At 61.9% G+C, this 26469-nt stretch carries 29 protein-coding genes; 8 read left to right on the top strand and 21 right to left on the bottom strand.

Annotation, left to right across the window (positions count from 1 at the left end; genetic code table 11):
• The first annotated feature begins 128 nt into the window (after positions 1-128).
• Positions 129-956, top strand: a complete 828-nt coding sequence (locus tag GYH35_RS10640) for a DUF3800 domain-containing protein (protein WP_202624220.1) — start codon at positions 129-131, stop codon at positions 954-956.
• A gap of 370 nt (positions 957-1326) precedes the next feature.
• Here the strand turns inward: GYH35_RS10640 and GYH35_RS10645 are convergent, their stop codons facing one another.
• From GYH35_RS10645 to GYH35_RS10655, 3 genes are all read right to left on the bottom strand, one after another.
• Complete coding sequence (locus GYH35_RS10645; RefSeq protein ID WP_161815933.1) at positions 1327-2139, bottom strand: pentapeptide repeat-containing protein; 813 nt, start codon at positions 2137-2139, stop codon at positions 1327-1329.
• 96 nt (positions 2140-2235) lie between these two features.
• The gene (locus GYH35_RS10650; RefSeq protein WP_161828356.1) at positions 2236-2400 is read right to left on the bottom strand and encodes a hypothetical protein; all 165 of its coding nucleotides are present in this window, start codon (positions 2398-2400) and stop codon (positions 2236-2238) included.
• Positions 2401-2426: 26 nt separating this feature from the next.
• Positions 2427-3365 carry a LysR substrate-binding domain-containing protein gene (locus GYH35_RS10655; protein WP_161828357.1) on the bottom strand — a complete coding sequence of 313 codons (939 nt, stop codon included), beginning with the start codon at positions 3363-3365 and terminating at the stop codon, positions 2427-2429.
• 79 nt (positions 3366-3444) lie between these two features.
• On the opposite strand from GYH35_RS10655, the gene GYH35_RS10660 reads away from it, so the two are divergent.
• The gene (locus GYH35_RS10660) at positions 3445-4260 is read left to right on the top strand and encodes an aminotransferase class IV family protein (protein WP_161828358.1); all 816 of its coding nucleotides are present in this window, start codon (positions 3445-3447) and stop codon (positions 4258-4260) included.
• Positions 4261-4342: 82 nt separating this feature from the next.
• Complete coding sequence (locus GYH35_RS10665) at positions 4343-4876, top strand: DUF1003 domain-containing protein (RefSeq protein ID WP_161815937.1); 534 nt, start codon at positions 4343-4345, stop codon at positions 4874-4876.
• Positions 4877-4924: 48 nt separating this feature from the next.
• On the opposite strand, the gene GYH35_RS10670 is transcribed toward GYH35_RS10665, so the two are convergent.
• On the bottom strand, positions 4925-6562 hold the full coding sequence (locus GYH35_RS10670) for an outer membrane protein assembly factor BamB family protein (protein ID WP_161828359.1): 1638 nt from the start codon (positions 6560-6562) through the stop codon (positions 4925-4927).
• A 232-nt stretch (positions 6563-6794) separates the two neighbouring features.
• Between GYH35_RS10670 and GYH35_RS10675 the strand changes: the two genes are divergently transcribed.
• Positions 6795-7676 carry an AraC family transcriptional regulator gene (locus GYH35_RS10675; protein ID WP_161828426.1) on the top strand — a complete coding sequence of 294 codons (882 nt, stop codon included), beginning with the start codon at positions 6795-6797 and terminating at the stop codon, positions 7674-7676.
• Between the two features lie 3 nt (positions 7677-7679).
• Here the strand turns inward: GYH35_RS10675 and GYH35_RS10680 are convergent, their stop codons facing one another.
• The gene (locus tag GYH35_RS10680; protein ID WP_161828360.1) at positions 7680-8183 is read right to left on the bottom strand and encodes a hypothetical protein; all 504 of its coding nucleotides are present in this window, start codon (positions 8181-8183) and stop codon (positions 7680-7682) included.
• 152 nt (positions 8184-8335) lie between these two features.
• Here GYH35_RS10680 and GYH35_RS10685 point away from each other — a divergent pair, with 152 nt between their 5' ends.
• Positions 8336-8848 (top strand): TetR/AcrR family transcriptional regulator, encoded by a 513-nt coding sequence (locus tag GYH35_RS10685; protein WP_235936750.1) that lies wholly within the window; start codon positions 8336-8338, stop codon positions 8846-8848.
• A gap of 109 nt (positions 8849-8957) precedes the next feature.
• Positions 8958-12356: an AAA domain-containing protein gene (locus GYH35_RS10690; RefSeq protein WP_161828361.1), complete on the top strand. Its 3399-nt coding sequence runs from the start codon at positions 8958-8960 to the stop codon at positions 12354-12356.
• On the opposite strand, the gene GYH35_RS10695 is transcribed toward GYH35_RS10690, so the two are convergent.
• Both GYH35_RS10695 and GYH35_RS10700 read right to left on the bottom strand, forming a co-directional pair.
• The gene (locus GYH35_RS10695) at positions 12348-12971 is read right to left on the bottom strand and encodes an alpha-ketoglutarate-dependent dioxygenase AlkB family protein (RefSeq protein WP_161828362.1); all 624 of its coding nucleotides are present in this window, start codon (positions 12969-12971) and stop codon (positions 12348-12350) included. The genes GYH35_RS10690 and GYH35_RS10695 overlap by 9 nt on opposite strands.
• A 16-nt stretch (positions 12972-12987) precedes the next feature.
• Positions 12988-13467 (bottom strand): DinB family protein, encoded by a 480-nt coding sequence (locus GYH35_RS10700; RefSeq protein WP_161815945.1) that lies wholly within the window; start codon positions 13465-13467, stop codon positions 12988-12990.
• 252 nt (positions 13468-13719) lie between these two features.
• On the opposite strand from GYH35_RS10700, the gene GYH35_RS10705 reads away from it, so the two are divergent.
• The gene (locus tag GYH35_RS10705) at positions 13720-14739 is read left to right on the top strand and encodes a cupin domain-containing protein (protein ID WP_161828363.1); all 1020 of its coding nucleotides are present in this window, start codon (positions 13720-13722) and stop codon (positions 14737-14739) included.
• A 3-nt stretch (positions 14740-14742) separates the two neighbouring features.
• On the opposite strand, the gene GYH35_RS10710 is transcribed toward GYH35_RS10705, so the two are convergent.
• Both GYH35_RS10710 and GYH35_RS10715 read right to left on the bottom strand, forming a co-directional pair.
• On the bottom strand, positions 14743-14997 hold the full coding sequence (locus GYH35_RS10710; RefSeq protein WP_161815947.1) for a hypothetical protein: 255 nt from the start codon (positions 14995-14997) through the stop codon (positions 14743-14745).
• 139 nt (positions 14998-15136) lie between these two features.
• Positions 15137-15901: a class I SAM-dependent methyltransferase gene (locus tag GYH35_RS10715; protein WP_161828364.1), complete on the bottom strand. Its 765-nt coding sequence runs from the start codon at positions 15899-15901 to the stop codon at positions 15137-15139.
• Between the two features lie 122 nt (positions 15902-16023).
• Between GYH35_RS10715 and GYH35_RS10720 the strand changes: the two genes are divergently transcribed.
• Positions 16024-16470 carry a transcription elongation factor gene (locus tag GYH35_RS10720; protein ID WP_161815949.1) on the top strand — a complete coding sequence of 149 codons (447 nt, stop codon included), beginning with the start codon at positions 16024-16026 and terminating at the stop codon, positions 16468-16470.
• Between the two features lie 3 nt (positions 16471-16473).
• Here the strand turns inward: GYH35_RS10720 and GYH35_RS10725 are convergent, their stop codons facing one another.
• The 12 genes from GYH35_RS10725 to GYH35_RS34590 all read right to left on the bottom strand — a co-directional run.
• Complete coding sequence (locus GYH35_RS10725; protein ID WP_161828365.1) at positions 16474-17658, bottom strand: serine hydrolase domain-containing protein; 1185 nt, start codon at positions 17656-17658, stop codon at positions 16474-16476.
• A 33-nt stretch (positions 17659-17691) separates the two neighbouring features.
• Positions 17692-17997 (bottom strand): hypothetical protein, encoded by a 306-nt coding sequence (locus GYH35_RS10730; protein ID WP_161815951.1) that lies wholly within the window; start codon positions 17995-17997, stop codon positions 17692-17694.
• Between the two features lie 43 nt (positions 17998-18040).
• Positions 18041-19237, bottom strand: coding sequence for an FG-GAP repeat domain-containing protein (locus tag GYH35_RS10735; RefSeq protein ID WP_161828366.1), 1197 nt, complete (start codon positions 19235-19237; stop codon positions 18041-18043).
• Positions 19234-19791 carry a GNAT family N-acetyltransferase gene (locus GYH35_RS10740; protein ID WP_202624222.1) on the bottom strand — a complete coding sequence of 186 codons (558 nt, stop codon included), beginning with the start codon at positions 19789-19791 and terminating at the stop codon, positions 19234-19236. The genes GYH35_RS10735 and GYH35_RS10740 overlap by 4 nt, the downstream gene beginning before the upstream one ends.
• Before the next feature lie 56 nt (positions 19792-19847).
• The gene (locus tag GYH35_RS10745; protein WP_161815954.1) at positions 19848-20849 is read right to left on the bottom strand and encodes a hypothetical protein; all 1002 of its coding nucleotides are present in this window, start codon (positions 20847-20849) and stop codon (positions 19848-19850) included.
• Between the two features lie 13 nt (positions 20850-20862).
• On the bottom strand, positions 20863-21777 hold the full coding sequence (gene flgL, locus GYH35_RS10750) for a flagellar hook-associated protein FlgL (protein ID WP_202624223.1): 915 nt from the start codon (positions 21775-21777) through the stop codon (positions 20863-20865).
• A gap of 16 nt (positions 21778-21793) precedes the next feature.
• Positions 21794-23173: a flagellar hook-associated protein FlgK gene (gene flgK, locus GYH35_RS10755; protein WP_161815955.1), complete on the bottom strand. Its 1380-nt coding sequence runs from the start codon at positions 23171-23173 to the stop codon at positions 21794-21796.
• Positions 23174-23208: 35 nt separating this feature from the next.
• On the bottom strand, positions 23209-23523 hold the full coding sequence (locus GYH35_RS10760) for a rod-binding protein (RefSeq protein ID WP_161828367.1): 315 nt from the start codon (positions 23521-23523) through the stop codon (positions 23209-23211).
• A 3-nt stretch (positions 23524-23526) separates the two neighbouring features.
• Complete coding sequence (locus GYH35_RS10765) at positions 23527-24657, bottom strand: flagellar basal body P-ring protein FlgI (RefSeq protein WP_202624224.1); 1131 nt, start codon at positions 24655-24657, stop codon at positions 23527-23529.
• An 11-nt stretch (positions 24658-24668) separates the two neighbouring features.
• Positions 24669-25328 (bottom strand): flagellar basal body L-ring protein FlgH, encoded by a 660-nt coding sequence (gene flgH, locus GYH35_RS10770; RefSeq protein ID WP_161828368.1) that lies wholly within the window; start codon positions 25326-25328, stop codon positions 24669-24671.
• A 5-nt stretch (positions 25329-25333) separates the two neighbouring features.
• A complete protein-coding gene (gene flgG / locus GYH35_RS10775; RefSeq protein ID WP_202624225.1) occupies positions 25334-26122 on the bottom strand; it encodes a flagellar basal-body rod protein FlgG in 789 nt (262 codons plus the stop codon).
• Positions 26123-26267: 145 nt separating this feature from the next.
• The coding region (locus tag GYH35_RS34590) for a flagellar basal body rod C-terminal domain-containing protein (RefSeq protein WP_308683784.1) at positions 26268-26469 on the bottom strand (202 nt) is incomplete at its 5' end.

Consider the following 26469-nt stretch of genomic DNA (forward strand, 5'->3'; position numbering starts at 1 on the left):
GGACCGGACCAAGCCGGAGCCGCTCGTCCGATACAAGGAGAAAATGACACGCAAACCAAGAATGCTGACGTCGAACATCACGCTACTCTTCTGACGCCAACCGGCCGGCTTGAGTCAAGGAGTGACGCGTGCCTCGGATTCTCAATTTCTACATGGACGATTCGGGAACACGTGCGCCGAATCGAGAGCCCCTGCCCTACAACAAGAACGCTCGTGAATTCTTCGCTCTTGGAGGCGTACTCATCGACGAGGACGCCGAAGCAGCTGCTCGCCAGTTGTACGATGAATTCTGCGCACGATGGTCCATCAGCTATCCGCTGCACTCTGTTGAAATACGTCATCGTCAGGAGCGATTTTCTTGGCTCGCTCTAGATCGATTCGAACGCGACAAATTCATGAGCGATCTAAGTCGAACCTTGCTGTCGCTCGACATTCTTGGCCTTGCATGTGTCATCGATCGCCCAGGTTACGATGCACGGTATCGGGAGCAGTATGGCTACCGACAATGGCATCTATGCCAGACCGCGTTTGCCATTGCCGTGGAGCGCGCGGCGAAGTACGCGCGGAAAATAGATCGAAAACTGCGTGTACTGCCGGAACGCACCAGCAAAGTCGATGATGACAGACTCGTCCGATACTACGACGATTTGCGGACAAGCGGCCCGCCCTTCGCCAAGGATTCATCAGCGCAGTACTCGCCACTCACAGCTAATGAGCTCAGCGAGACGCTCCATGAGATTCGGTTCAAGACCAAATCGTCACCGATTGCTCAGATCGCCGATCTGTACCTGTGGCCAATCGCTATCGCGGGCTATGCGCCCAGGAACCGACCCTATGTCGCGCTGCAGTCCTCTGGTCGATTGATCGAGAGCCGCCTTACCCCATCACAGATCGACGTAGCAGGATCGAAATACAGCTGCTTTGAACTTGTCCGCCGACATCGGCGCGGATGCTAGAAACAACAAAGGCCCAGACAGTGTCTGAGCCTTTGAGGCGGCCCTCATAACGAAGACCTCGTGGGCTAAGCCCGGTCGTTATATTACTCCGCGATGATTTTCTGTCCAGAGGAAAAGAATCAATTACAGGACATTCCCTATTCAGAGGCGCTCATGTGCTTGCACATATCAGGAACCGCAGCAACACGCGCGCAGGTTACCGCGGCACGCAAGCATCGGATCAGCGCGCGGTAATTCCGCGCGCGGGTGCGGGGTCATTTTCGACGCAGGCAAGCGCGAGCCCGCTTTGTTGACCGCACGCGACGCCGCGTTCTCAGGTTCACACGCCAACTCACGACCGCAAGCCCGCGCAAGCGATTCCATAGCGGCGCTATTCGTTCTTCGGCAGACCACGCGCGCCTGTGGTCGTCGCTGTGTCGAGCCCGCGAACGTTGCGAGCAGTTGCGCCCGTGAGATCCGCGTTGGTCAGGTTCGCCCCGGAGAGATCCGTGTCGGTGAACACTGCATCGCGCAGGTCTGCCCCAGAAAGGTCGGCGCCCGTCAGATTCGCACCGCTGAAGTCGGCACGGAAAAGCCTGGTCCGAAGCATCTTCGCGCGGCTCAGATCGGAAAAGCTGAAATCGGTGCGCGAGAAATCCGAGTCGGAGAAGTCCGCCTCGATGGCCGTGGCGCTCACGATGTTGGCGCGCATCAGCCCCATCGACTGATTCTTCATGTCCGGCGCGGCGTTCATGCGAACCAGTTGCGCCCCGGACAGATCGGCCTTGCGCAGGTCGCCGATCAACCGGGCGCCGGTGAGATCGGCACCGATCAGCTTCGCGCCAGCGAGCTGGGACGAAAACAGCATCGCCTCACGCAGCGAGGCGCCCGACAGATTGGCGCCCTCCAGGAAGCTGACCGTGAGATTGCATTTATCGAGCGTGGCGCGACTGAGGTTCGCGCCATTCAGCACCGAGGCCGAGAGATTGGCGCCGCGAAAGTCGATTCCCGACAGATCAACGTCGATCAGATTCTTGGAAGTGACTTCGGGCTTCACCCCCTTATGCGAACCGTCGAGAATTTCGAGCAACCGCTCACGATCGAGCCGCTCGTAGCCCTCCCACTCCGCTCCGAAGGTGGCGCCGGCGAGGATCACGCACAGCAACGCCACATATCGCCGACCGGCTCGCGAAGAGATGAACATCCGGTGTGCCTCGTGACGGTGTTGCAGCGGGTATACCGCTGACCGCCGCAACATTCAATTGTGACGCTCGCACCAGGCCAACCGACATACGCCACTTCACGTTTCCGCGGAAAGCGAATGTTTCTTATCTGCAAGCTCATAGTTCACAGCACGGCCGATCTCCAGCCAATTCGAAGCGAACGATGAAGTTGTTGTGCACTGCTGCGCCGACACGCGCAGGACGTCGCGAATTCTTTCGGCTAAGCCTTCATCGAACGCCACAAATCCTCCAGCTGGAGTGCCGAATGTCAAATTCCATCGCCTGAGTTCTGCGCCGGGCGCGCAATCTCCTCGAGCATCCATTCGCGAAAGGCGACGATGCGTGAGTCCTCGCCGCTGCTGTCTGGATACACCAAGTGATACGCGTATCCTGGTGCCGGACTGAGCCCGATATCGAACAGTTTCACCAGCCGCCCCCGAGCAAGGTCGCCAGCGATCATGGCCAGCTCAACCAGCCCTACGGCATTGCCGTCCAAAACGGCTTGCACCACGTGGCTTGAGTCCGCAAACGCGACGCATTGACTGTCGTCAAAGTCGCGTTCGCCGGCGGCGTCCATCCACATGCGCCAGTTAGGCCAGTCCACGTCATTCACTTTGCAATTCACATAGCAAAGGGTGTGCGTAAAAAGATCGCGCGGCGCCTTCAGCTGCGGAGCGTTGGCGAACAGCGAAGGACTGCAAACAGCCGCGACGACGGCATCGAACAGGCGGTGCGAGCGTGCTCCCGCATAGGTGCCCGCGCCGAAGCGGATCGCAACGTCGACATCGTCTCGGTCGAAGTCGCGAACCTGATCGGTAATGTCGAACGTGAATTCCAGCCCCGGATGTGCAGCCTTGAACTGGGGTAAGCGCGGCAGGAGCCAGTGAGTTGCAAACCTTGGCCCCACGGTCAGACGCAGTTGATTCGAATCTCGCGCAATGCGTCGAGCGCGGCCGGCAGCACGGTGCAATGTGTCCAACGCATCTGTGGTCGCTTCAAACAGCACGGCGCCGGCGGGAGTCAGCTGAATGCTCCGACTGGTACGCGCGAACAACACGATGCCGAGTTGATCCTCGATTTCCTTGATCTGGTAGCTGACGGCGGCCGGCGTCAATCCCACCTCATCGGCGGCGCGCGTGAAGTTCAAGTGTCGCGCGGCGGCCTCGAAGGTTCGCAGCGCTCGCGTGCCCGGCAGATTTCGGTTCATCGATCTTCAAGCCAAATTTGTCGATGCGTCGAAAACTACTCGTTTCCCCGCCTTCGTTCAAATCCCTAGGATGCGACCCATGTCTACCGCATCCAACGCTTTCGTTACGCAAGTCAACGGCCGCACGGCGATCACCGATGACTTGGCTCCGCTTGCCTTCGCAGGCTTCGCTCACTTCACTGCCATGCAGGTGCGTGGCGGCCGCGTGCGAGGGCTCGATCTCCACCTGCAACGGCTACGCACCGCCTCACTGGCGCTGTTTGGTCGCGCCACATCGGATGACCAACTGCGCACTTATCTTCGGAAGGCGCTGAAGGCCGGGCCAGCGGATGTATCGTTGACCGCGACGATTTACTCGCGAGCCGGTGAGTTCACCTCGACTGACACGAAGGGCGAGCTCGACGTACTGGTCCGCACGGGACCGGCGGCGTCCGGCCCCAACGGTCCGCTGGCATTAGCCGCGTTCGAACACGAGCGAATGCTCCCCGCCATCAAGCACGTCGGCGAGATCGCGAAGACCTATTACATGCGTGAGGCGGCAAAAGAAGGCTTCGACGACGCCGCATTCGTCGACCGCAGCGGTCGCCTGAGCGAGGCATCGATCTGGAATCTGGCGCTCTGGGATGGCGAAGCCGTGGTGTGGCCCGAGGCGGCCATGTTGACCGGCACCACGATGAGCATCGTTCAGCGGCAGCTGCATGCCATGGGAGTTCCACAGCGCGTTGAGGAGGTCTCGTTGACCAACCTGCCGCAGCTTCGTGGCGCCGTCGTGATGAACTCGTGGACGCCGGCGGTGCCTGTAAGCAGGATTGGCTCGGTGAAGTTACCCGAGGCGCCCGAATTCCCCGATCTACTCCGTCGCGCATACGAGGCCGAGTCCCTCGTCGAGATCTAGAAGCGCCGGCGAGATCGCTCATCGTTTCTGATGCCCACCGTCGGCTCAGGAACCGATTCGCCCGGGGCGCGTTCGCGTCGGTATGGAGCAGACCTTCACCAAGCCGCCCGACGGACCCAGCGTCGTCGCGAGGAACATTGAAGCTCTGCTGCAAAGACAGAGTCGGGACCAGCAATCGCGGACGTTACAGCAGCGGATCGCCGACGCCGTGACCGCGGCGGCAGGCAGTCTGCCGTTCGTCTACGTACATCTGGCGGTCGTGATCCTGTGGGTGCTGGTGAACGTCGGCTGGACGCCGCTGAAGGCGTTCGATCCCACGTTTGTGCTGCTCGCGACGGCGGCTTCGGTCGAGGCCATCTTTCTGAGTACGTTCGTGCTGGTAACGCAGAACCGCATGCAGCGGGAAGCGGATCGACGCGCGGATCTCGATCTGCAGATCAGTCTGCTCACCGAGCATGAGTTGACGCGCACCATTCAACTCGTCAATGCGATCGCGGCAAAGGTGGGCGCGCAAGTGCCCATAGACGAGATCGAGGAATTACAGCGCGACATCTCGCCCGAACAGGTGCTGGACGCGATCGATAAAGCAGCTACCAACGGTCCTTCGATCAACTGAGCGCCGCTCGGCCGGGAACGCTACCCGGCCGGCGAAGCCAATCGCGAGCTACTGCAGCTTGACGGCCACCAAACCGCCGTCACTCGCAGTGGCGCCCGTCGCGATATATAAAGTGCGATCCGCGGATATCGCCAACATGCCAGGCTGCGGATAGCGCCACCGGACCTCGCGAGTCTCCAAATCGAGCGCGTACACCGCGACATCGGTACTCACAAAAAGCAGGTTGCGCGTGACGACGATATTGCGATGGAACGAGCTGTCGCCTTGACCTTCCGGCTTCCAGCTCCACACGATCTGACCGGTGGTTTCATCGATCGCATCGAGCGACATCGGTGAATTACGCGCGACGTAAATTGTTTCATCGGCAATCGCCGGCGCCGTCAGATATGCATACGACGTGGACCATTCATAGCGCATGTTGGCGCTGACGTCGAAGCTCGACAGCACGCGCTGATCGTAATGTTCCGCGCTGCTACTGGCCCGACCGCTGAACGCACCGCCTGCATACGCAAGCACATTGTTTCGGCTGCCGAGCATCGGCGAGCCGTGGTACGCGTAGCCGGAGGAGCCGCCGAACGGATCCGCGATCGTATGGGCCGCGACGCCCGTCACTTTGTCCACGACATGAAGGGACGCGCCATTGTAGTGATAAACGTACTGTTCGTTGACTGCGGGCGTGAACAAGTCCCAAGCGCCACCTGACGCGTATTCCCACACGGCAGCACCATCCAACGTGGAGAACGAGTATGTGATGCCGCCAAAGTAGCCGGCGCCAACGTAGACGCGATCCTCGAATACAGTCGGATTCAACGTGTGCGGCCACTGCCCGGCAAACGCCGATTTGCCGAGGAACGCACCGGTGTCGGCATTGAACCGCCACAGGAAAGTATCCTGGTGGCCCGTGGTCGCGACATAGACGTTGCCACCCTTGACCGCCGGCGGGCCGAGCGCCGGGACCGATCCGAACGACACGCGCCAGGCCTCCAGCCCATCCTCCTCATTCAGTGCGATCAACGCGCCTTCGCCAAAATAGACGTCCTTGCTGAGATAAACGGTTTTATCGCTGGTAACCACGGCATTGATGCCGCCGATCGGCTCGCCGTCCGCCGGACGCTGCCAGCGCCAGGCTTCAGCAAACTTGGACGCATTCAGCCAGATGGGCACATAACCGGTGTGTCCGGCGTCCCGTTGATGCGTTTCCCAATCGGCCACGGCGGAAACCCGAAGCGCATAGGTGATAGATCCACTGGTGCCTGCATAGGTCTGCGCACACGCGGAGTCCTTGCATGCACGCACCGTCAGCGTGCCTTCGTAAGTCCCCGGGCCGACATCGGGCGCTGTCTCGATTGTGAAGTCACTGCCGGCTGTCGCCAGCTGCGGAGCATGTATCTGAAACCTGGAGGACGCATCGGCGATCTGAAAGTAAACGGAACTTGCCGATGGCAGATTGGTGGCGCTCCACGTGGCCGCAACTTTCACCGGAAACGCATCGCCCTCGGCCAGGTCCAGATCGACGTTGCTGGAAGTGACCGAGACCTGAACAGTGGGCTCGGGTGCGGGCTGCTGAGGTGTGGGCGGGGGCGACGATGACGGCGGCGGCGACGAACCGCCGCTGCCCGAACCGCCGCCGCAGGCAGCCAATAGAAGACCCGAGAGGACCCCGGCCGTCGCTCGTGAAAAATCCATACCCTCTTCCCTAGCGCAGAACGCGCGCTACTCGACAAACCCGGTTATGTAACCCTCCGCGTGCAATATTTCATCGGAAGTCCGTGCTTCCTGACCGCTGCTGGCGACGCGAAGGTGCAGCGGCATCTTAACTCAGATTTTTTGCGCCGGAATCCCTTCCGCAAGATTGGCCGGGCGCATGCGCTGCCGGCTCGACAATCTATGCCGGCGCCACGAGAATCCGATGACGATAATGACGACGGCAACCCGGCGATACCATGAACGACTGCAGCGTGTGCTGGAACACATCGACCGGCACGCCGGCCAGGCGCTCAGCCTGGAGACGCTGAGCAGCGTTGCAGCCTTTTCGAAGTTTCACTTCCATCGGCAATTTACCGCGGTGATGGGGTTGCCACTGCATCGTTACATCCAACTCGTCCGCATGAAGCGGGCGTCCTGGAGGTTGGCGTTCCGTGAGGGGCAGGCAGTCATCGACATTGCGATGGATGCCGGTTACGAGACACCCGACGCCTTTGCCCGCGCCTTTCGTCAACAGTTCGGACAGACACCCACGGGCTTCCGCAAGGATCCTGACTGGGATTCGTGGCTCGAAGCGTTTACGACTTATAACCACGCAAGGGCCGAACTCATGAAGACTTCATATACAGCCGATGACGTAACCATCGTCCAGGCACCAGAGACGCCGGTCGCCGTCATGACCCATCGGGGCGATCCAGCGCGGCTCGGTCAAACCATCCAGCGTTTCATCGCCTGGCGAAAATCCACCGGCCTTCATCCCCGCAGCAGCGCGACGTTCAACGTCTTTCATACCGATCCACGATCGACAGCACCGGAAGAGTTCCGCTTGGACCTGTGCGCAGCAACCGATCGTGCCGTCGCCCCGAACGATGCCGGCGTGGAGAACGGGCTCATTCCCGGCGGCCGCTGTGCCCGGTTACGTGTGACAGGCTCCAGCGACGACCTGGAGGCGCCCGCACTCTATCTCTATCGCCACTGGCTGCCGGCCAGCGGCGAAGAGACTCGCGACTTTCCCATCTATTGTGAGCGCGTCCGATTCTTCCCCGACGTGCCGGAGCACGAGGCGATCACCGATCTGTATCTGCCGTTACGATGAGGCTCACCCCGCCAGCGCCGGCGCGTAACGAAACATCGCCATCGACAGCACGGCGAGGCCAAGAAAGATACCCGAGACGCGCGAGCTCACAGCGGCGCGGCGACCGAGCGATGCAAGTTCCGCCAGATCGCCGGCCGACTTCGACGCCGCGCCTTGCAGCTTCGCCATCTTCATTCCCGCGGGCCGCCCAATCAAAACGCCCACCAGAAACGACAGCACCGCAGCGGCCGCTCCAGTGGCTAGCACGATGCCGCCGGTCGATGTATCGCCATCATGAAGCGTCGCGAACAAGTACATTCCCGACAGCACGGTGATAAGAGCGGCAATGCCCGACGCAGGTCCCAGCTTCCGCGTGGCCAGTGCCGTCCAGCGGCCGGCGCCCTCATCGGCGTGGCGTGTGCCGATCGGTATGATTGCGAAAGAGAGTGCGAACATGCTGCCCGCCCAGATCACTCCACCAAGGATGTGAAGCACGCGGGCAAGCAGCAACAGCGTGACGGTCGTCATGGGCGTCCCTCGAATGGCTAATTGAATATACACACTGTATAACTAATTTTATGGCAGTCAAGTCGAAACGCAGGACTTATCGCAGCGATGTGCGCGCAGCATCGGTTGATGAAGGCCGGGCACGAATGGTCGAGGCGGGACGGAAATTATTGATGGGCGGCAAAGGAATGCCGGCCTTCTCGATCGATGCGGTTGCTCGCGAAGCCGGCGTCACGCGCGCCACGGTGTACAACCAGTTCGAATCGAAGCACGTCTTGCTGGCGGCGATCTTCGATGACATCGCACAGAAAGGCGGGCTGTTCGAGCTGTCACAAGTCTTTTCGGAGCCGGACCCCGAGAAGGCGTTACGACGCGCAGTCGCAATCTTTGCGAAGTTCTGGGGCGGGCACGCGCAGACCATGCCGAAGTTCACTGCCTTCGGTCAGTTGGACGAGGAAGTCGCGACGCTGATGAGCGAACGCGCCGAGCGTCGCCGCAAACTACTCGCCGCGATCGTTGCACGCATGACGCCGGTCCACTCGCCTGCCGATCTCGTCGATGTTTTGTACGCACTGACGAGTGCGGAGTTTTATCGCCTGCTAGCGGTGCACGGTCGCAGCACGAAAGCCATCGAGGAGCTCATTTGGCAGGCTGTGGCAGACGCTGTGAATCGATTCACGAAGTAGCCGCTGGCAACTCGCCTCACGTTTGGCACCTGGTAACGAAAGCCTGCGGAGAAACGAAATTGTTCCTGCCCGCGACGCCGGGCATCATGGAGAAAAAAACGGAGCGGGCATGCCACGGATCGAAGCCAATGTGAGCGTCGAGGAGCTGCAGGCTCGCTTTCAGGGCGGCGTCAACGATCCCGATCTTCTGGGCAAAATGCTCGAGCGCCTCAGCGGGCGGCAAGGCCAGCGCGCGAGCGACCTGCGTGGCAAGCTGATAGCCCGGCTCAGCCAATTGCACTCACCCGTTCCGGAGACAACGGCGCAGACCTCGCCAGCCGTGCACGCAGGCATGCGCGCGCCGGGCACACCGGGTTTGCCGCCGGCCATTCCACAACGGACCGGCCGACGCACCGAATTAAACATCAAGCCCGATGCGACGCAGGCACAGAAGTACACCGCCGCGCTGCAGGCGCTGATCGTCGAGCAGAAGGCTTCCAAGAAGCGCCGCTCACGTTCGCTGTCGAACGGCAAGCAAGTGCCCGGGGGCGGGCAGACCCTCCTGTATTCCTTTGAGATCGAGGATGGCTCGAAGCTCATCGACGACTCCAATGTACAACTCGAAGTGCAGGGACAGCGTCACGACGCTGTCATTGCCTCCGCCCGGCCCGACGGCGTGTTGATCAGTATTGGAGTCGATCTCGGCCCGGAGCTGCCAAAAGCACGTTTGTTGTTGGACGACACCGCCCTGCTCGCTCAGCTGTGCGAGCGAATTGGCGATATCGGCAAAAACTTTCCGTTCAACACCACGCTGGCGGACGCCATGGTCGACCCGGCCCCGCGCCTGGCTGCAATCCCTGCACTCCAGGATTCTCCTGCCACCGCTCGGTTGGAAAGCTCGCAAACGCGTGCGCGCGAAAGCGTTCGGACACAGGCTCTGACATACATATGGGGCCCGCCCGGCTGCGGAAAAACCTACACCTTGGCCGAGATCGTGCGCATGGCGTTCGTCGCCGGCCAGCGCATTCTCATCTGCTCCAACACAAACAAAGCCGTGGATGGAGTGCTGCATGGGGTATGCAAGCAGTTGCAGATCGATCATGCCCCGGTATTGCAGGCCGGCCTGGTCGTCCGTCTGGGCCAGATCGTGGACGATCGGCTGCAGGCCGAGTTTGCCGAGCTCATCAGCGCGGACCGGGTAACCGAGCGCCTGGCCATGCAGCTTCGGGAGCTCATATCGGAGAAGAATGAAGCGATCAGGCAAACGATTGCTCAGCGCCATGCGGTTCGCGAGTGGCTCGCGCGCTTCGACGAGCTTGGCCAGAAGAAACACAGGGCCGCCGAGTTGCTCCGCTCTGCTCAGACGCTAGCCGCGGAGTCGACGCGAATCGACGGCGCCATTCAGGCGCAGCGGCGCACACTGGCACAGCTATATGAGGAGTCGCAGCGGGCCGAAGGATTCCTACGCCGCTTCTTCGAACGCCCCAAACGGCAGATCGACGCCGACATCACACAGATCGAGGCAGCACTCCCCGAGCTCCATCACGAGCTTGCCGATGCCAACCGGCAGGTCGGACTGGCCAACCAAAAGCACCGGGAAATGGAACAAGAGTGCCGGCATTTGGCGGGGGAACTGGCGCACGTCAACGAAGCAGCTCAGCGCCGCGAATTTGCCAGGCTGGAACAAGCCGAGCAGACGCTTGCCGATGAGATTCAGCAACTGGAAAAACAGATCTCTCAACTGCATGGTGAGCTCATTCGCAATGCTCGCATCGTCGGTGTCACGGGCACACGCGCGTACCTGAGTGTCAGGGACATTTCGCCAATGGACCTGGTCATCATCGACGAAGCGTCGATGATGCCTCTGCCGGTCGTGTGGTTCATTGCAGGGATGGCCAGTACGCGAGCCGTCGTCTGCGGCGACTTCCGACAACTACCGCCTATTGTCGACACCGACAATCCCGCGATCGCGGAACACATCGGCGCCGACGTGTTCAACGCAGCCGGCGTCAGTCGACTCGACCCGAACGACCGCCGCATCGTCATGTTGGACACGCAACGGCGCATGCAGCCGGCGATCTGCGATCTCATCTCCGGACCGATGTATGGCGGCCGGCTGCGAAGCTTCGACGGGGCCGACTTCTGGGCTCGGCGCAATGCCCAGCCCAAGCCGCCGGAACCGTTGTCGGCCACGCTGACCATCGTCGATACATCGCAGCTCTACCCCATCGAGTCCGTCGATGCGAACCGCTCGCGCTTCAACCTGCTGCATGCCTTACTCACGCGCAACATCGCGTGGCACATGAAGCAACGCGACTACCTGAACGACTCCAAGCGCCTGGCGATCATCACGCCGTACCGGGCACAGGTAAACCTAGCGCGCACGCTGCTTGCCGATGCGGGAATCGAGTATGCGCAGGTCGGTACGGTGCACGCGTTCCAGGGCGATGAGCGCCACACGATCGTAGTGGACATCCCCGAAAGCGAAGGCGCTACGGGCCAAGCCGGCAGGCTCATCCGTGGGTCCGCGCCGAACGACCTCGGAGCGCGCCTGATCAATGTGGCCGTCAGCCGCGCGCAGAATCATCTGATTGTCGTTGCGAATCTCGCTTATCTCGATCGTATATTGCCGACCTCGTCGATGCTGCGTGCGGTGTTGTGCGCGATGCAAACGGCAGGCACCGTTGTCCAAGCGGCAGAACTGTTATCTCGTGGGCCTGCTGGGCTGGAAGGACTCGATGGTGTCGATATCAAGACGCTGGCGCGAGAGTACGGACTGTTCGATCAAACGGATTTTGACGCCGCGCTCGCTGCCGATCTCGGGCGGGCCCGACGCAGCATAGCGATTTTCTCGGGATTCATTGCCAAGCGACGAACGCTCGAGCTCACGGATGCGCTGCAGGCCCGCATCCAAGCGGGTGTACGGGCCCGATGCGTTACGCGCCCGCCACATCGCAATCTGCCGAATACTGCAATCGGAAGAGAGGCCCTGGACAAGCTCGAAAGCATCGGTTGCGCGGTGGATTGCCGGGTGCACATTCACCAGAAGGTGGTGATCATCGACGGGCACATTGTCTGGCACGGCTCGCTCAACGCCTTGAGCTATTCTCAGTACGCGGATGAGCTGATGACGCGCACGCTGGGCCGGGGCTTCGCTCAAATGGTGGCTGCGCTTCTGGCCAAGAAGCGCGTACCGCTCGAGAAGGTGCTCGATGTAATTACCGATGCGGAGAATCCACGCTGCGGCAACTGCGGCAAGAAAATACGCACGTTCATCGATAGCCGCAGGTCCGTGGAAGAATTCTTCTGCGAGAGCTTCTGTGGCTGGAGCGAATCGATTTCCGGAGAGCGCAAACACAGCGCACGACGCTCCAGGACCCCTGCTGCCCCTGTTCCCACCGAGACAGGGCCGGCGCCCTGCCCGGAATGCGGCGCCCCGCTGGTGGAGCGACAGGGGCCCTATGGCCGCTTTCTCGGATGCTCGACGTTTCCTCGCTGCACGGGAAAGGCTCGCATCAGTTCAGGTTAGCCCAGCCGACACCTGCCGAAACGTGAGATTCACCCGCGGCCCGCACGGCCGGCTCAGCTTATTGATCCCATGCTTCCAGTGGTGCTGAGTCGCGCCTTTCATGAGCAGCAAGCTGCCCGACTCGAGCTCGATATTGACGGGCTTCAGATCCTTTCTGAATCTGTGTTTCAGCACGAACATACGCTGCTCGCCGAGACTCAGCGATGCGATTACCGGATTCCTGCCCAACTCGGGCTCGTCGTCGCTGTGCATGCCCATGCTGTCGCGATGATCTCGGTAGTAGTTCATGAGCACGCTATTGAACGAAGCGTCGGCCAGCGTCCCGACGCGACGCCGAACGTCCGAGAGCAAGTCCGTCCACGGCAAGGGTTCGAGCGCGAGCCCGGAGTATGTGTATCGCGCTCCGGGATCGCCGAACCACGCCGTCAATCTCGGTTGTGGATGCTGCTGACCCCACAGCGTGATGACCTCGGAGCGCCATGGCGTTTGTTCAATGAGCTCCTTCAGGACGCGATCCAACGGTGCGCCGAGATCGACCCGAGGCCAATAACGAATGTCTGCATCGGGTAGGTCCAGAAGGCGCGGTTCGCCATTATCGAAGAGATCGCCCGTCACTACCCCACCGCTCCATCTATTGCTCCAGAAAGTCCGTGACAGAGTCACGACTCGGCGTCAGCCCCCGCAACTGCAGGAGCGCGCCGGCATTGCCTCGATGATAGGTCCCGTGCATGCAAACATGAAGGAGGATCTCGCCTCGCTTCATGCGCGCCGGCTTGCCGCTGGTGAAGACGAAATCGATGGGCTCCTCGAAATCGCTCTCCGCCAGGCCGGTAACGTAAGCCGCATACCAGTCGTCGACCTCTCTGGCGCTCGCTGCCAGCGTCTCGAGCGTCGGCATGGTTTCGGACCGGGCCGCCTTGAAGGTGTGCGGCAGTCCGCACAGGTGGTGCTGGAAGATCCGGTCGACCGCGTGGATGTGGTCGAGAATGCGCAGCATGATGGAGGTGTCCTCGCTCGTCAGCCGGTCGAGGTTCTTGCCGACCACGTCGTACAAGCCGAGATCGGCCCAACGTTTGACCTGGATGAGCTGGGTATAAGCCGCGTGAGTCATGGTTTCGTCCGCCTCCGTCGATCGTCATTCGACGCCAACAGAATACGAGCCATGGCTCGCGTTCACTACTCGCATCGGGCGACACGCAGCGTCAGCTGAAAACAGGCGGCTCGAGCGGCTTCGATGAAATGACAGCTCGCATTCTGACGGGCCGCCCCTCCGACCGGAATCGCGCAATGATGTAACATGCGGCACGCAGAGCATCGCCACGCTCGTAGCGAAGCTCAGCTCGAAAACGACCGAGGACTGAGTATGTCACCCCCGATCAAACCGATTGCAGCGCGCGATGTCGAGTGGCAGGGCTGGACGGAAGGCTCGCGTTTCGGCGAGCGCTATCGGCATCTGACGAGCGCTCTGCTGGGATACCATTATCACGTCGGTGTTGCCGTCGAAGAGCTCGAGCCGGGCCGGCAAAGCTCGCCGGCTCACTATCACATCTTCGAGGAGGAGCACGTCTACATCCTCGAAGGCTCGCTCACCGTGCGCATGGGGACGTATTCGTATGAGATGAAAGCTGGCGACTACGTCTGCTTCCCGGCGGGCAAGCAGGCCGGCCACTGCCTGATCAATAACAACAGTGCGACCTGCCGCTATGTGATCGTGGGCGAGAACAATCCGAACGAAGTCGCCGTCTACACCGACTCGAGCAAAGTCCTGGTGCGCTCGCTCGGCCGGCGATCCATCCTCGACCTCGCGGCCGTGCGCGACTATTGGTACGGCGAGCATACGGGGTCGAAGGAAACATCCCCGCCGCCTGAGAATGCGGTGACGGCCATCGATTCGTCATTGAAATTGAATCCGCCGATCTCTTCGGACCATGTGCCATGGGATGAGAAAGGGCTCGCCGGCAGCAAAGAATTCGGCGGTCGCGCGAAACATCTCACTTTCGCGGCCGTGGGCCTCGACTATCGTGTCGGCATGCGGCTCGAGTCGCCGGCACCCGGCAAACGCCTCGCGCCGAAGCACTACCACATGGCCGAAGAGGAGCATGTATTGATCCTCGAAGGTCAGGTCACGCTACTGCTGGGCGATGAGCGCTATGAGATGCAGGCCGGCGACTACGTGTGCTTTCCGGCGGGACAGAAGGTTGGCCACTCGTTTCTCAACAGCGGCACGGCGCCGTGCTGCTACTTATCGATCGGCGAGCGCAACCCGAATGACGTGTGCGTGTACCCGGAGTCGAACAAGGTATTGATCCGGGCGCTGCGGGGTGGCGAGTCCATCCTGGATCTGGCCGCCACCAGAAAGTATTGGGACGGGGAAGCGACCTGACGGTTATTTGTCTTTCTGCATGGCGCGCTTGGTTTCCTTCGCGCCTTCTTTGGCAGCCTCGCCTACTTCCTTGGCTGCCTCGGCCACCCCCTTACCGACTTTCTTGGCGACATCGCCCACTTCGCGGGCAGCCGTTCCAACGGCGCGGCCGACATCCTTGGCCCCTTCCTTGAGTGTGCTTTCTTCGGCAAAGGCCGGGGCGGCCAGGCCGATCGTCAGCAGCAATGCGGTGATGCGAAGCGCGGCGGGCAATTTCATGGTTGCGGGCCTATATGAATGGAATGGCGCACATGTACATCCGCCCGGCGCGATTGTCCATAGTGCGGCCCCGGAAATGGGGGCTGGCACCCTTTATTGCCCGGAACAGCTGAGCGGAGCCTGAACGGATCGGGGGGGCTTACGGCCGACGGAACTTATAGATGAATTGGTCCGTGTAGTGCCGGACCGAAGCATCGAACACCGACTTGGTGTGATCGTCGTCGGGATGTCGGAGCACGTTGCTCTCGTCAGCGAAGGCAAAGCCGGCCCGCTCGAAATCCGCCCGGACCACTTGCGGGTCGATCCGGTGCAATCGGTTCGCGACCGGGGTGATGTTCTCGCGCGCGGTCGGATTGGCAACGTGATCGACGACAACGACCAGTCCGCCCGGCTTCAACGCCTCGCGCAGGATGCGCAGAACCTTGTCGGGATCGCCCATCGGCTCGGGCGAGTCGCCCGGCTGCCAGTAGATGTCGTGGTACGTGAGCACGATCAGCACTCGATCCAGCGAAGCGGGCGCGAGCTTCAGATAGTTGCTCGGCGCGTTGACCCGAATCGCATTCGGCAGCCGCTTGCGAGCCAATCGCGATGTGAGACCGTTATGGGCGGCCTGGTTGTACAGCTCGTTGTTATAAATGAGCACCTGACCGGTTGGCCCGACGATATGGGCCAGCAACTCGCTGTAGTAGCCGGGGCCCGCGTAGAAATCGAGCACATGATGACCCGGCGCGATCTCCAGAAACTGCAGCACCTCGTGCGGCTTGCGCCACGAATCCTCGACGCGATCTGCCGGCATGCGCGCGCTCGCGATCGCCGCAGCGATCGAGTCGTCAGCAACGGCCGCGTGTCCCCACACGAAGAGACTCAACGCCAACGGCAGCAAACAACGTGAGATGAGTTGCATTGGCACGCAGCATACACGCGGAGTCGGGCTCGAAAGGAATCCAATGACAAAACTTCAACCTGACGGAACATGCGCCGCATGACGTTCGTCATTCCGCTACACGAGCCGCAAAGGAGTCAGCCATGCCCAGCAAGACCACGGTAAAGCGCGCCAAGGCGGACTTGCGCGCCGGCAAGAAGCCATCGACGGCCGCAGGTGAATTCGTGCGTGAGGAGATGGAGCACATTCGCGAAGGCAAACACGGTGCTCGCTCCGCGAAACAAGCCATCGCGATCGGCTTGTCGAAGGCTCGTCGCTCCGGCGTGCCGCTGCAAGCACCCGAGGAAGGAAGCACCTCTCGGCGCACTCGCCAAAGTGCGAAACGCGATCTGGCCACCGGCCAGGGTCGCCGCAAACCCCGCTCAACGTCAGCTCGACGCCGACGTTCCACAGCGAAGGCACTCCGTAACGAGCCAAGATCCGCAGCGTCGCATCGCGCCCTGTCGCGGCAGGCGAAACAGGCTGCCCGGCGGCGACGCCGCGCGACCACAGCTAAGAAGAGGAGCACGCGGAAGCGCGCTTCTCGCTAAGGGTTACTCAGTAGCGGCCGAGGGCGTGTGTGCGACGGATGGAAACGTCCTCGCCACGCGCCCCATCCACTCTTTCAGCGCACCGGTGCGCAGATCCTTCTCCGGCGTCATGCCCAAACGCACCACGATGAGATCTTTCGAAGGCACGACCAGCGTGTACTGACCTTCGAATCCCTGCGCACTGAAGCCGTCGCGCTCGGGACCGGTATCGACATAGATGGGATAAGGACGCCCGCTTCCTTCCTTCGGCGCAAGCCACCACCCGGCGCCGTAGATGTCGGCGTTCGTGCCGGTGCCGTGAGTGCGCGCGAAATCCACCCAACCTTCCGGCAACACTCGCCGGCCATCCCACATGCCGTCGCGCAGATAGAGCAAGCCGAACCTGGCGAAGTCGCGCGCTGATGCGTAAATGAGCGCGCTGCCGTACAGCAAGCCCGTCGCGTCGAATTCGGGCTGCGGCTTCATGCCAATGACGTCGAACAGGCTCACATTCATCCATCTCAGCATCGCGCCACGACGTTGTTCCGGCGACGCTGGATTGGGAACAATGGTTCTGGTCAGCGCATCGGCTGTCAGCACGATGCCGCACGAATTGTAGTTCCAGTGCGTGCCGGGCTCATGGATCAGCGGCAGGTCCGCACAGTAACTCGCGACATCCAGACGGCCCGGGCCGAACAGTTTTCGCGAGGCATCGCTCTCGGCAATCGTTTCTGCTTCGATTTCGAGGTAACGCTGACCGTCCGTCATCTGCAGCCATTGGCGCCAGGGAATCTGCGCCCGACGATCGTCCGGCGACCAGTGGGGGCTGCCCATGGGCTGGTCGATGTTTATTTTTCCCTGGGCGACCGCGACGCCGACCAACGCCTGCGTGATCGACTTCGCCATCGACCACGAGACCAAACGAGTGTTCGTGCTGTAGCCCTGCGCGGCACGCTCATAGATGAGTCGCCCGCCGCGAATGATGACGAGCTCGCGGGTCTCTCCCAATCCGGGAGCCGGCTTGTCGAAGGCATCGGCGATCGCAGCGCTGAACGCGGCCGAATCCATCTGCGGCGGCAACGAGCCGACCGGCCATTCTGTCGTCGGCCAAGGCACATCGGGCGGCTGCGCCGGCAGCGGCGCCAAGTCAGCTTGTGCGTGAGATATCGACGCGGCCAGCAATATCGTCGCTAGCAGAGATCGCAACATCGCGAGGTCCCTCCCGATGCAGTACTTGTCGTTCTAGTTCACGGTGTGGCAGCCGAAGCCGTTCTCGAATTCCGCCCGCGACGAGATCAAGCCGCCGAGGGCCGAAGCAGTCACCGCGTTATTGCCAGTGACAACATCGAGAGATTGCAGCGACTCGGGATCGAAGTCCGTGCTGCACGAATCGAGCGGCCGACCCGCGACGAACAGGCAGGAACAGGTTTGTTTGGCAACGTAAGTTGTACCGATGCGTGCGGTCGCGAATGTATCCCTGGCGCTCCACACGCCAATACCGACCAGCAGTACCAGCACGCCGGCGATCAACGGCCATTTGCGCTTCATTGCGGCCTCCATGCGCTCGATGAGCGCGCCGATCCTAGCGCAATTATTTTCTGAGTAACAGGCGGGCCTGGGTGCCCCAGCCGCCGATGAAAACATCCTCCTTGCCATCGCCATTCAGATCGCCGACCGCCATGCTCCAGCTGCGCCCCACGACCGTGGCCGGCATGACCTCGGCGGTCACATCCTTGAACGTTCCTTTGCCGTCGTTGGCGTAGGCTCGAGCCTGGAGCGGCTTGAAACCGGGGACGGCAATCGCCCCGACGATCAGGTCGGGGTGCCGGTCGTCGTTGAAATCGACGACCGCCCCGCCCCAGGAAGAAAACGCATTGGCCGGCAGCCGCCGGGCGGATTCGTCGACAAAGCGGCCGCGTCCATCGTTCACCAGCAATCGCGCCTGCGGATCGCGCTCGTACTGACGCGCATTGCTGGTGAGATTCAGGAACAGAATGTCCGGCTTGCCATCGCCCGTGGCGTCGAACACGTGCACCTCGCGAGTATGCAATGCCACGGACGACACCATCCGGTCCGACGCATCCGTGAAGCGCCCTCGCCCATCGTTCAACAACAGTCGGTTCGGCGGAATCTCGTTCGCGACCACCATGTCGAGATCCCGATCGCCGTCGAGATCCGCCAGCGCGATGCCTTGGGTGGCATTCTCGACGTCGGGCAGATTCGTTTTGCTCGCGTCGATGAAATATCCCGGCTTGTTCGGGTCGCCCAACCACAGCAAGTTGCCGGCGCCCTTGCCCGTGTTGCCTAGAGCGATGTCGGCAAAGCCATCGCCATTCACGTCGCCAATGTCGAACCCATTGCCTTCGCTGCGAGCGGGCAAGCGATCGCTGGCATCCGCGAAACCGCCCCTGCCATCGCCGAAAAACAGCTGATGAACCTGGTCGTCCTCGGCAATGAACATCACATCGGCGTTACCGTCGCGATTGAAGTCGGCGCTCAGCACGTGCTCGGTGTCGTGCGCGACCTTTCCAAACGCTCCCTGTCGCCAGCTCAACTTAGCCTTGCCGTCGTTGATATAGAGACGATTCACGTCGCCCTCGACCGCGAGCACTACATCGAGATCGCCGTCCTTATCGACGTCGACGAAAGCCGCGTCCAGGGCGTGCAGCTGATCGGCCGGCGGGACGTGTGTAGCTGTTACATCGAGGAATACGTCGGAAGCGGACGCGGTCGCGCCCAAAGCGAGGACGCCGAGGGCAAGCGTCCAACGAGCAGGATGACATTTCATGAGACAGGCTTCCTGAGACGCTTTGTCATCGGTACAAACGTGATGCTCAACCCGCCCGGCAGAGGATGCTCGATCGGCGCGTTGCCCGCGTAGCCACAGACTTCATACAACCGTTTGCCGGGTAGCGTGGCCATCAAGGCAAAGTCGGTGAATCCGACACCAGCCGCTTCGGCTTCACAGCGCTCGAGCAGCATACGACCGAGGCCGCGGCGAGCATGGCGTGAATCGATGAAGAACGCACGGATGCGAGCGGCATCGACGGCGGGATCGAGCCAGGAATCGTCGCGGGATTCGCGAGTGTCGCTGCCGAACAGCGTCTTGCGCCGGCTCCAACCGCCGCATCCGACGATGTCGCCTGAGCCGGTTTCAATGACGAAGTAGGTTTGATCTCGAATCAGCGCGGTGTCGACGCCGAATGCACCGAGCAGTGCGGCTTCGATTTGTTCCGAGGTGTAATCGACTGCGCCCAGCTCGCGGATGGAGCGTGCGATCAGGTCACGAAGTACGGGCTCGTCGGCGGCGACCGCCAGCCGCAATTGATAGTCCACGCTCACCCTTGCCTCATCGAGCGAGCGTCAAGGATGACGCCCGTGAGCGATGCTAGCAAAAGTTAAGTCGTTCCTGGGGCGGCGGCGAGCAACGAGGAAACTGTACGCTTGGAAATGCCGGCAACTGTCTGCACGGTCGCGGCGATAGCGGTGCTGTCGCCCCGAGCGAGCGTGTCGGCATATTCCTCCGCGAAGCCTTGCCAGTAGGCGCCTTGGGCGGCGGTGGCCGCACCGTGGTCGACGCTCTGTGCGGCCTCCTCCAACACGCCACGCACATCGCCATACGACCTGCGAATCAGCTGGTGCGCCTGAGCGATGTCCTGCAGCGCCTTGCGAGGATCGGCGGCGTTCCATTGCGATGGCTGGATGGCCTGCTCCGCCACGACGGTGCGAACGTGATTGAACTGGCCGGTCGGAAAGCGACGTCCACCGCCGCGAATCGCGAGCGAGTCGCGTACCTGTGGCCAGTCCTTTTCGGAAACATTGAACGCCAGCTCCCCCTTCGCATCGCGCGTCGCTCGAACCCCCATGGGAGTGAGCGCTCGATCCAAAGCAGCCACGATTGCCGACTCGGATTGGGTCGGATCGACGGTGATGGAGCTCGCCTGCCGCGACCACTTGCCGACGGCGAAGCTCAGCGTTTCCGTGTCGCCGCTACGCAATGTTTCGAAGCTCAAGCCGCGGACCGCGAACTCCTGCGTCGCCTTGGCATCGGCGCTGAACTTCAGATTGCCATCCAGCGTCCCGGCGCTGGCCGCCGAGCGCTGTTGCCAGAACTTGTCGAACTTCTCGAGGGCGGCGGCCGCATCGCCGCCGGTCAATTCCTTGCGGAGCGCACGCAACCGCGCATCGGCTTCGGACAGGAATTGAATTGCCTGCTGCGCGCCCGAGACCTGGCGATTCAGCCGGCTGTCGTATGACTTCAGGCCACCGCGCAGCGTGGCCGGTGCAACGGGCTCGACCTTGCCGACCGGGGCTGGCAGCTCAGTACGGGTCAGCGAGACGCCTTCGACGGCGCCTCGCGGTGTAACCTGACGGCCTGAATCGACGACTGAAAGTTGCATGGCGTGAACGAGATCAGATCGCCTGGAATAGCGAGAGCTTGCTCACCTGCGCATACGCCTTCTGCGTCGCCTGCACCGCTGTCGTGTAGCCATTCAGCTTCACGGCCGCATCGCTGTAGTCGAGCTGCCCGAGCGTCAGTGCCGCCTGCTTGTTGGACAAGCTGACGTTGGCGTGACTGGTCTCCAGCGTTTCGAGAATGTTCTGCGCGCCACCCAGCCCGGCGATGCGACCGCTGATACTTTCGATCACATCGTCCAACGAGCCCATCGCGGCAGTGATATCGGCACGCACGGCCGGATCGTTCACGTTGGCGCCAGGAGTCTGCAGGGTCGTGAGCACGCGCTCCAACTGGTTCAGCATGTCCGCCATTTCCGGCAACGTGACATTGGAAGGCTGCGTCACTCCGGGACCGACCGCGACCTGTTGCGACTCGGTGTTGCCCGTGAACGTGTATCGAGCGCCCACCGGCGCGGCGGGATCGTAGCTCACGGTCGGAGAATCGACCGCCGTACCCGAGAACACATAGCGACCTTCCGCGTCGGCGCTGTTCGAAACATAGAACATGCTATCGAGCAGCGGCTTCAAAGACCCCGCCATGGCGGCGACGTCCTCCGGTGTGTTCGAGCCGTCGCCCGCCCAGACCAGCAAGTCGCGCGCGCTCAACATGTCGTTCGACATGCTGCTGAGATAGACCTCGTTCTGCGTCAGACGGCTTTGCAGGGTGGAAATGTTTTCCCGGTACTGATCGAGCGCCGCTTCTTCGCGATACAGACGCGACAGACGCACCGTGGTCACCGGATGCTCGGAAGGCAGCGAATATTTCTCGCCGCTGGCCATCTTCTGCAGAATGTCCTCCAGACGGAAGGACGCCTTCTGCAAGGCCGTGTTCATGGTGGTGTGATATTGCGTGCTGGCAATGCGCATCATGCTCTCGATCTCAACATCAACCCAGCAGCGCGAGCGTGTTGTCGAACAGCTCGTTGGCCACCGCGATCACTTTCATATTGGCCTGATACATTTGCTGGTACTGCATCAGGTTGATGGCTTCTTCATCGGTATTGACGCCGCTGGTCGACTTCCAGCTTTCCTCGGCCTGGTTGCGCACAGTCTGCGCGGTGTCCATGGCGGCCTGGTTCTGCTGACTGTCCATGCCCAGCTTGGCGACCAGCTGCGTCGACGCGTCGGCCAGCGTCACCGAGCCGAGTCCCGGCAGCGTGATCGCCGAGGAGCGCAGGCCAATCAACGCCAACAAGTTCTGGCTGTCGCCGCCCGCGGTCGCCGACGTGGAGAATGCAAGCTCGCTGCCTTGAATGCCCGGCCGAACCCGCAGCATGCCGGTAGCGGTCGATGAATCGTATTCAAACAAAGGCGTGCCCGGCGTGCCGTCGGGCGCGAAGCCGGCGGCGAGCTGCGTGTTCACAGCATCCGCCAACTGCTCGGCCATGTCGCCGATCGATTCGATCATCGGCGACAGCGTCCTGGCTTCGTAATCTTCCAGTCCGCCGAGCTCGCCGCCCAGGCCCGTTCTCGGCAGGATGAACGCTTCCGAGGCGAAGGCGACCTGCAACGTCTGTGTGCCGTCGGGGTTGGTGGTCGCGCTCATGGTCGCGGCACGTCCGCCGACGACCAGCGGCTGACCGCCACGCAAGGAAATGCTTCGTGTGCCGTCGGCCTGGTCGACAACCTGTAAAGAGACGAGCCCCGCGAGCTCATCGATCTTGTTGTCGCGCGCATCCATGAGCGCCGAGGGATTCACGCCCGAGCCCTGCGTGGCCGCGATCTGCTTGTTCAACTCGGCAATGTCCTTCGACAGGCCATTGATCTGGGTGATCGTGGTGGCGCGCTGCTGAGCGATCGCCTGGCGCTGATTCGAGAGCACCTGGGTGAGGCTGTTGAAGCGCTGCGCGAGCGCGTCGGCGGCAGTGATGATCTGCTGGCGCAACGGGCTCGACGTGGGATCGACGCTCGCCGCGTTCAATGCGCCGAAGAACGCATCGAGTCCGCTGTTGATGCCCGATTCCTCATCGCCCATCACCTGCTCGAGCTGCGTGAGATACGGCTGCGCCGTCGTGCGCTGACCCAGTTCGGAAGCGGCGCTCCACATCTGCAGGCTCTTGTAGCCGTCGCTGAAGCGGATCAATGACGGCACCGCGACGCCACTGCCAGCGCTCAGCTGGCCCGTCTGATAAGGCGCGATCGACGCCAGCAGCACGCCCTGGCGCGTATAGCCCGGCGTCATGACGTTGGCGACGTTCTGGCTGGTGGCGTTCAGGCCCGCCTGCGCCGCCAGCGCTCCCGACAATGCGTTGAAGATGATGCTCATTGCTGGAATGCAGAGCGACCCGCGCCGCTCAAAACTTAAGCCTTGGGCAGCAGCTGACGCACGATCACATCGGCGATGCCGAAGGCGCGCTGCCTGGACATCACGTCGGCGACCGACGTGTCTGCGTAATCGAGCATGTCGGCATTCGTGTTCTTGCCGTAGATGCTGTCTTCGCCGGCAATTTCCTTGGTGGCGCTGCGCATCTGGCGCAGCATCTGCGAGATGAAGAAACTTTCGAACTGCTCGGCCGCCTGCTGGACCTTGGCGCGATAGACAGCGTCTTCGGCCGACGGCGCAATCGCTGAGTCGTCCGCTACCCGGGTCTGCGATGATACGAGATCGACCTTCATGGCTCAGATCACCGTCAACTCGCCTTCGATCGCGCCGACTTGATCCAGCGCCTGCAGAATGGCCATCAAATCGTCGGGCGTCGCGCCCGTGCTGTTGACCGTATCGATGATGGCTTGCAGGCTCACACCCTCGGGCCACTGGAACATGCGACCTTCATCCTGGCTGACCGACACGTCGGATTGCGGCGTGACCACGGTCTGGCCCTGGCTGAGCGGATTCGGCTGGCTCACCTGCGGATTCTCGCTGATGATGACTTTCAGGCCACCGTGCGAGATCGCAGCAGAGCGCACGCGCACGCCTTCGGAAATCACAACCGTGCCGGTGCGTGAATTGAAGACGACCTTGGGCAATTGCGAGCCCACGTCGACCGGCAGCGACTCCAAGCCTGCGACGAACGCGACTCGCTGCGTTGGATCCATGGGGGCCGCAACTTCGACGCTGGTGGAATTGCGGGTCGTGGCGATCGCGCCGTAACGCTTGTTGATGGCCTGCACGATGTTGGTCGCGGTCTGGAAGCTCGGCAGCTTCAAGCTCAACAGCACGGTCGGACGCGTGTCGAAGTCTGTCTCGATCTCACGTTCGATGGTCGCACCGTTCGGCACGCGGCCCGAAGTTGGTGAATTCACAGTCACGCTCGAGCCGCTCGCGCCTTGAGCGGAAAGACCGCCGACAACGAGATTGCCCTGCGCGAGCGCATAGACTTCGGAATCGGCAGCACGCAGCGGCGTCAGCAACAACAAGCCGCCACGCAGGCTCTTCGCATCGCCCATCGACGAAACCGTCACGTCGATCTTCTGGCCGCGACGATAGCCCGGAGGAAACACGGCGCTGACCATGACGGTCGCGACGTTGCGCAGTCGCGGATCCGTGCCTTCCGGCAACTTCACACCGAACTGCTTGAGCATGTTGGCCACGGACTGGCCGGCGAACTTCACCTGCGTGCCGTCGCCGGTGCCCTGCAGGCCGACCACGAGGCCGTAGCCCAGCAACTGGTTCTCACGTACGCCCTCGACGCTCACGAGCGAGCGCAACGGCTTGGACGGCGACATCGGGATGTTCGCCGTCGCGTTCACGCTCGGCGCGGCGATCAGGAGCGCGAGCACCAGGGTGCGAAGAATTCGAGACAAGTACATGGACCAGATCCTTAGAACGGCATCCACGGACTGTTGAAGAAGCGCGTCAACCAGCCCGCCTGATTGGAATCGGCCAGGCTGCCCCGACCTGAATAGGCAATGCGTGCGTTTGCCACGCGCTGTGACGAAATTCTGTTCTCGGCGTCGATGTCCTCGGCGCGCACGAAGCCCGACACCCGCAGGAACTCTTCGCCCTGGTTCAAATACAGGCTCTTCTCGCCATGCACGCGCAGCAGCCCGTTCGGCAACACTTCCTGCACGATGACGGTCAGCGCGCCCTGCAAGGCGTTCTGCTGAGTGCTGGTCGCGCCGCCCTGGAACTCGCGGTCGGCCTGGATGCTGGTGTTCGCGTCGATGGTGCTGTGACCGATCGTGAAGCTCGGAATGTCGACGCTGCTGCTCTTGCTGATGTTGGTGTCGGCGCTCTTGCGCGCCTGGGTCGTTTCCAGCAACACCACCGTCAACACATCGCCCGGACGGAACGCACGCACGTCCGCGACCAACGCCCACGGACGCTCTGCTGTGAACACGCCACCCGATGTGCCCTTCGGCAAAGCGGTGAACTGAGGAACAGCAGGCTCTTCTTCGGCCGGCTGCTGACGCGGCAGCATCGAGCAGCCCGACAGCAGCAGCGTGGCTCCGACGACAGCGAATAGCGTGCGAACGTTCATGATCGTTACCGGACGGCCGCCGCCAGGTACTGCAGCATGTTGTCGGCCGAGGTCAGCACCTTCGTGTTCATTTCGTAGGTGCGCTGAGCCGCGATCATGTCGACCATTTCTTCGACGACCTGCACGTTCGAGCCTTCGAGCGCGCCCTGCTTGAGCTTGCCCAGCGCATCCTGGCCCGGGGTGCCTTCGGTCGGCACGCCGCTCGCCACCGTTTCCTGGTACAGGTTGTCGCCCAGCGCGAGCAGACCGGCGGGATTCATGAAATTCACCAGCGTGATCTGACCCACCTGCACCGGCTCGGCCTGGCCCGGCACGGTCGCGGACACTTGACCGTCCTCGCCGATGACGACGTTGGTGGCGTTCGCGGGAACCGTCACTTCGGGCGTAATCGGCATACCGGTCGAAGTGACCAGGCGGCCCTGATCGTTGATGCTGAACGCGCCGGAACGCGTGTAGCCCATCTCGCCGTTCGCCTGCTCGACCTGGAAAAAGCCCTGGCCGCCGATGGCCACGTCATAGGTCTGACCGGTGGTCTGAATGTTGCCGGTCGTGAACACCTTCTGCGTACCGACCAGGCGCGTGCCGTTGCCGAGCTGCACGCCCGACGGCGACACGGTGTTGTCGTCATTGCGCGCGCCCGGCGGACGGTCGATCTGATAAAACAAATCGGCGAACACCGCGCGATCGCGCTTGAAGCCAACGGTATTCACGTTGGCCAGGTTGTTCGCAATGGCCTGCAGCTTGGCGTCCTGCGCCTGTACGCCGGTCTTGCTGACCCACATTGCTGGATTCATGGAAACTCCCGAACTAACTTAACGATTGCCACCCCAGGCACATGGATGTGCCCGCCGCCACAGGCGGCGAGCGCAGGCGAAAAAGTCGCGCCTTTTTCGCTCTGCGCCACAGCGCGAGTGGCAGGATGCCCGAGTCGCTGTTTCATCATGCGCCGACCAGGCGGTTGCCGCTTTCGGCCATGCCGTCGGCGGCGCGATACAACTTCATCTGAATCTCGAACTCGCGCGTGAGATTCATGACGGCGACCATTTCCTCGATGGCGGACACGTTGCTGCCCTCGAGATGGCCGCTGCGGACAGTGACTGTTTCATCGACCGCGAACGGCTCGCCATTGCGCGCGACGATC

Source organism: Steroidobacter agaridevorans, assembly GCF_009932555.1.
Lineage (GTDB): Bacteria > Pseudomonadota > Gammaproteobacteria > Steroidobacterales > Steroidobacteraceae > Steroidobacter > Steroidobacter agaridevorans.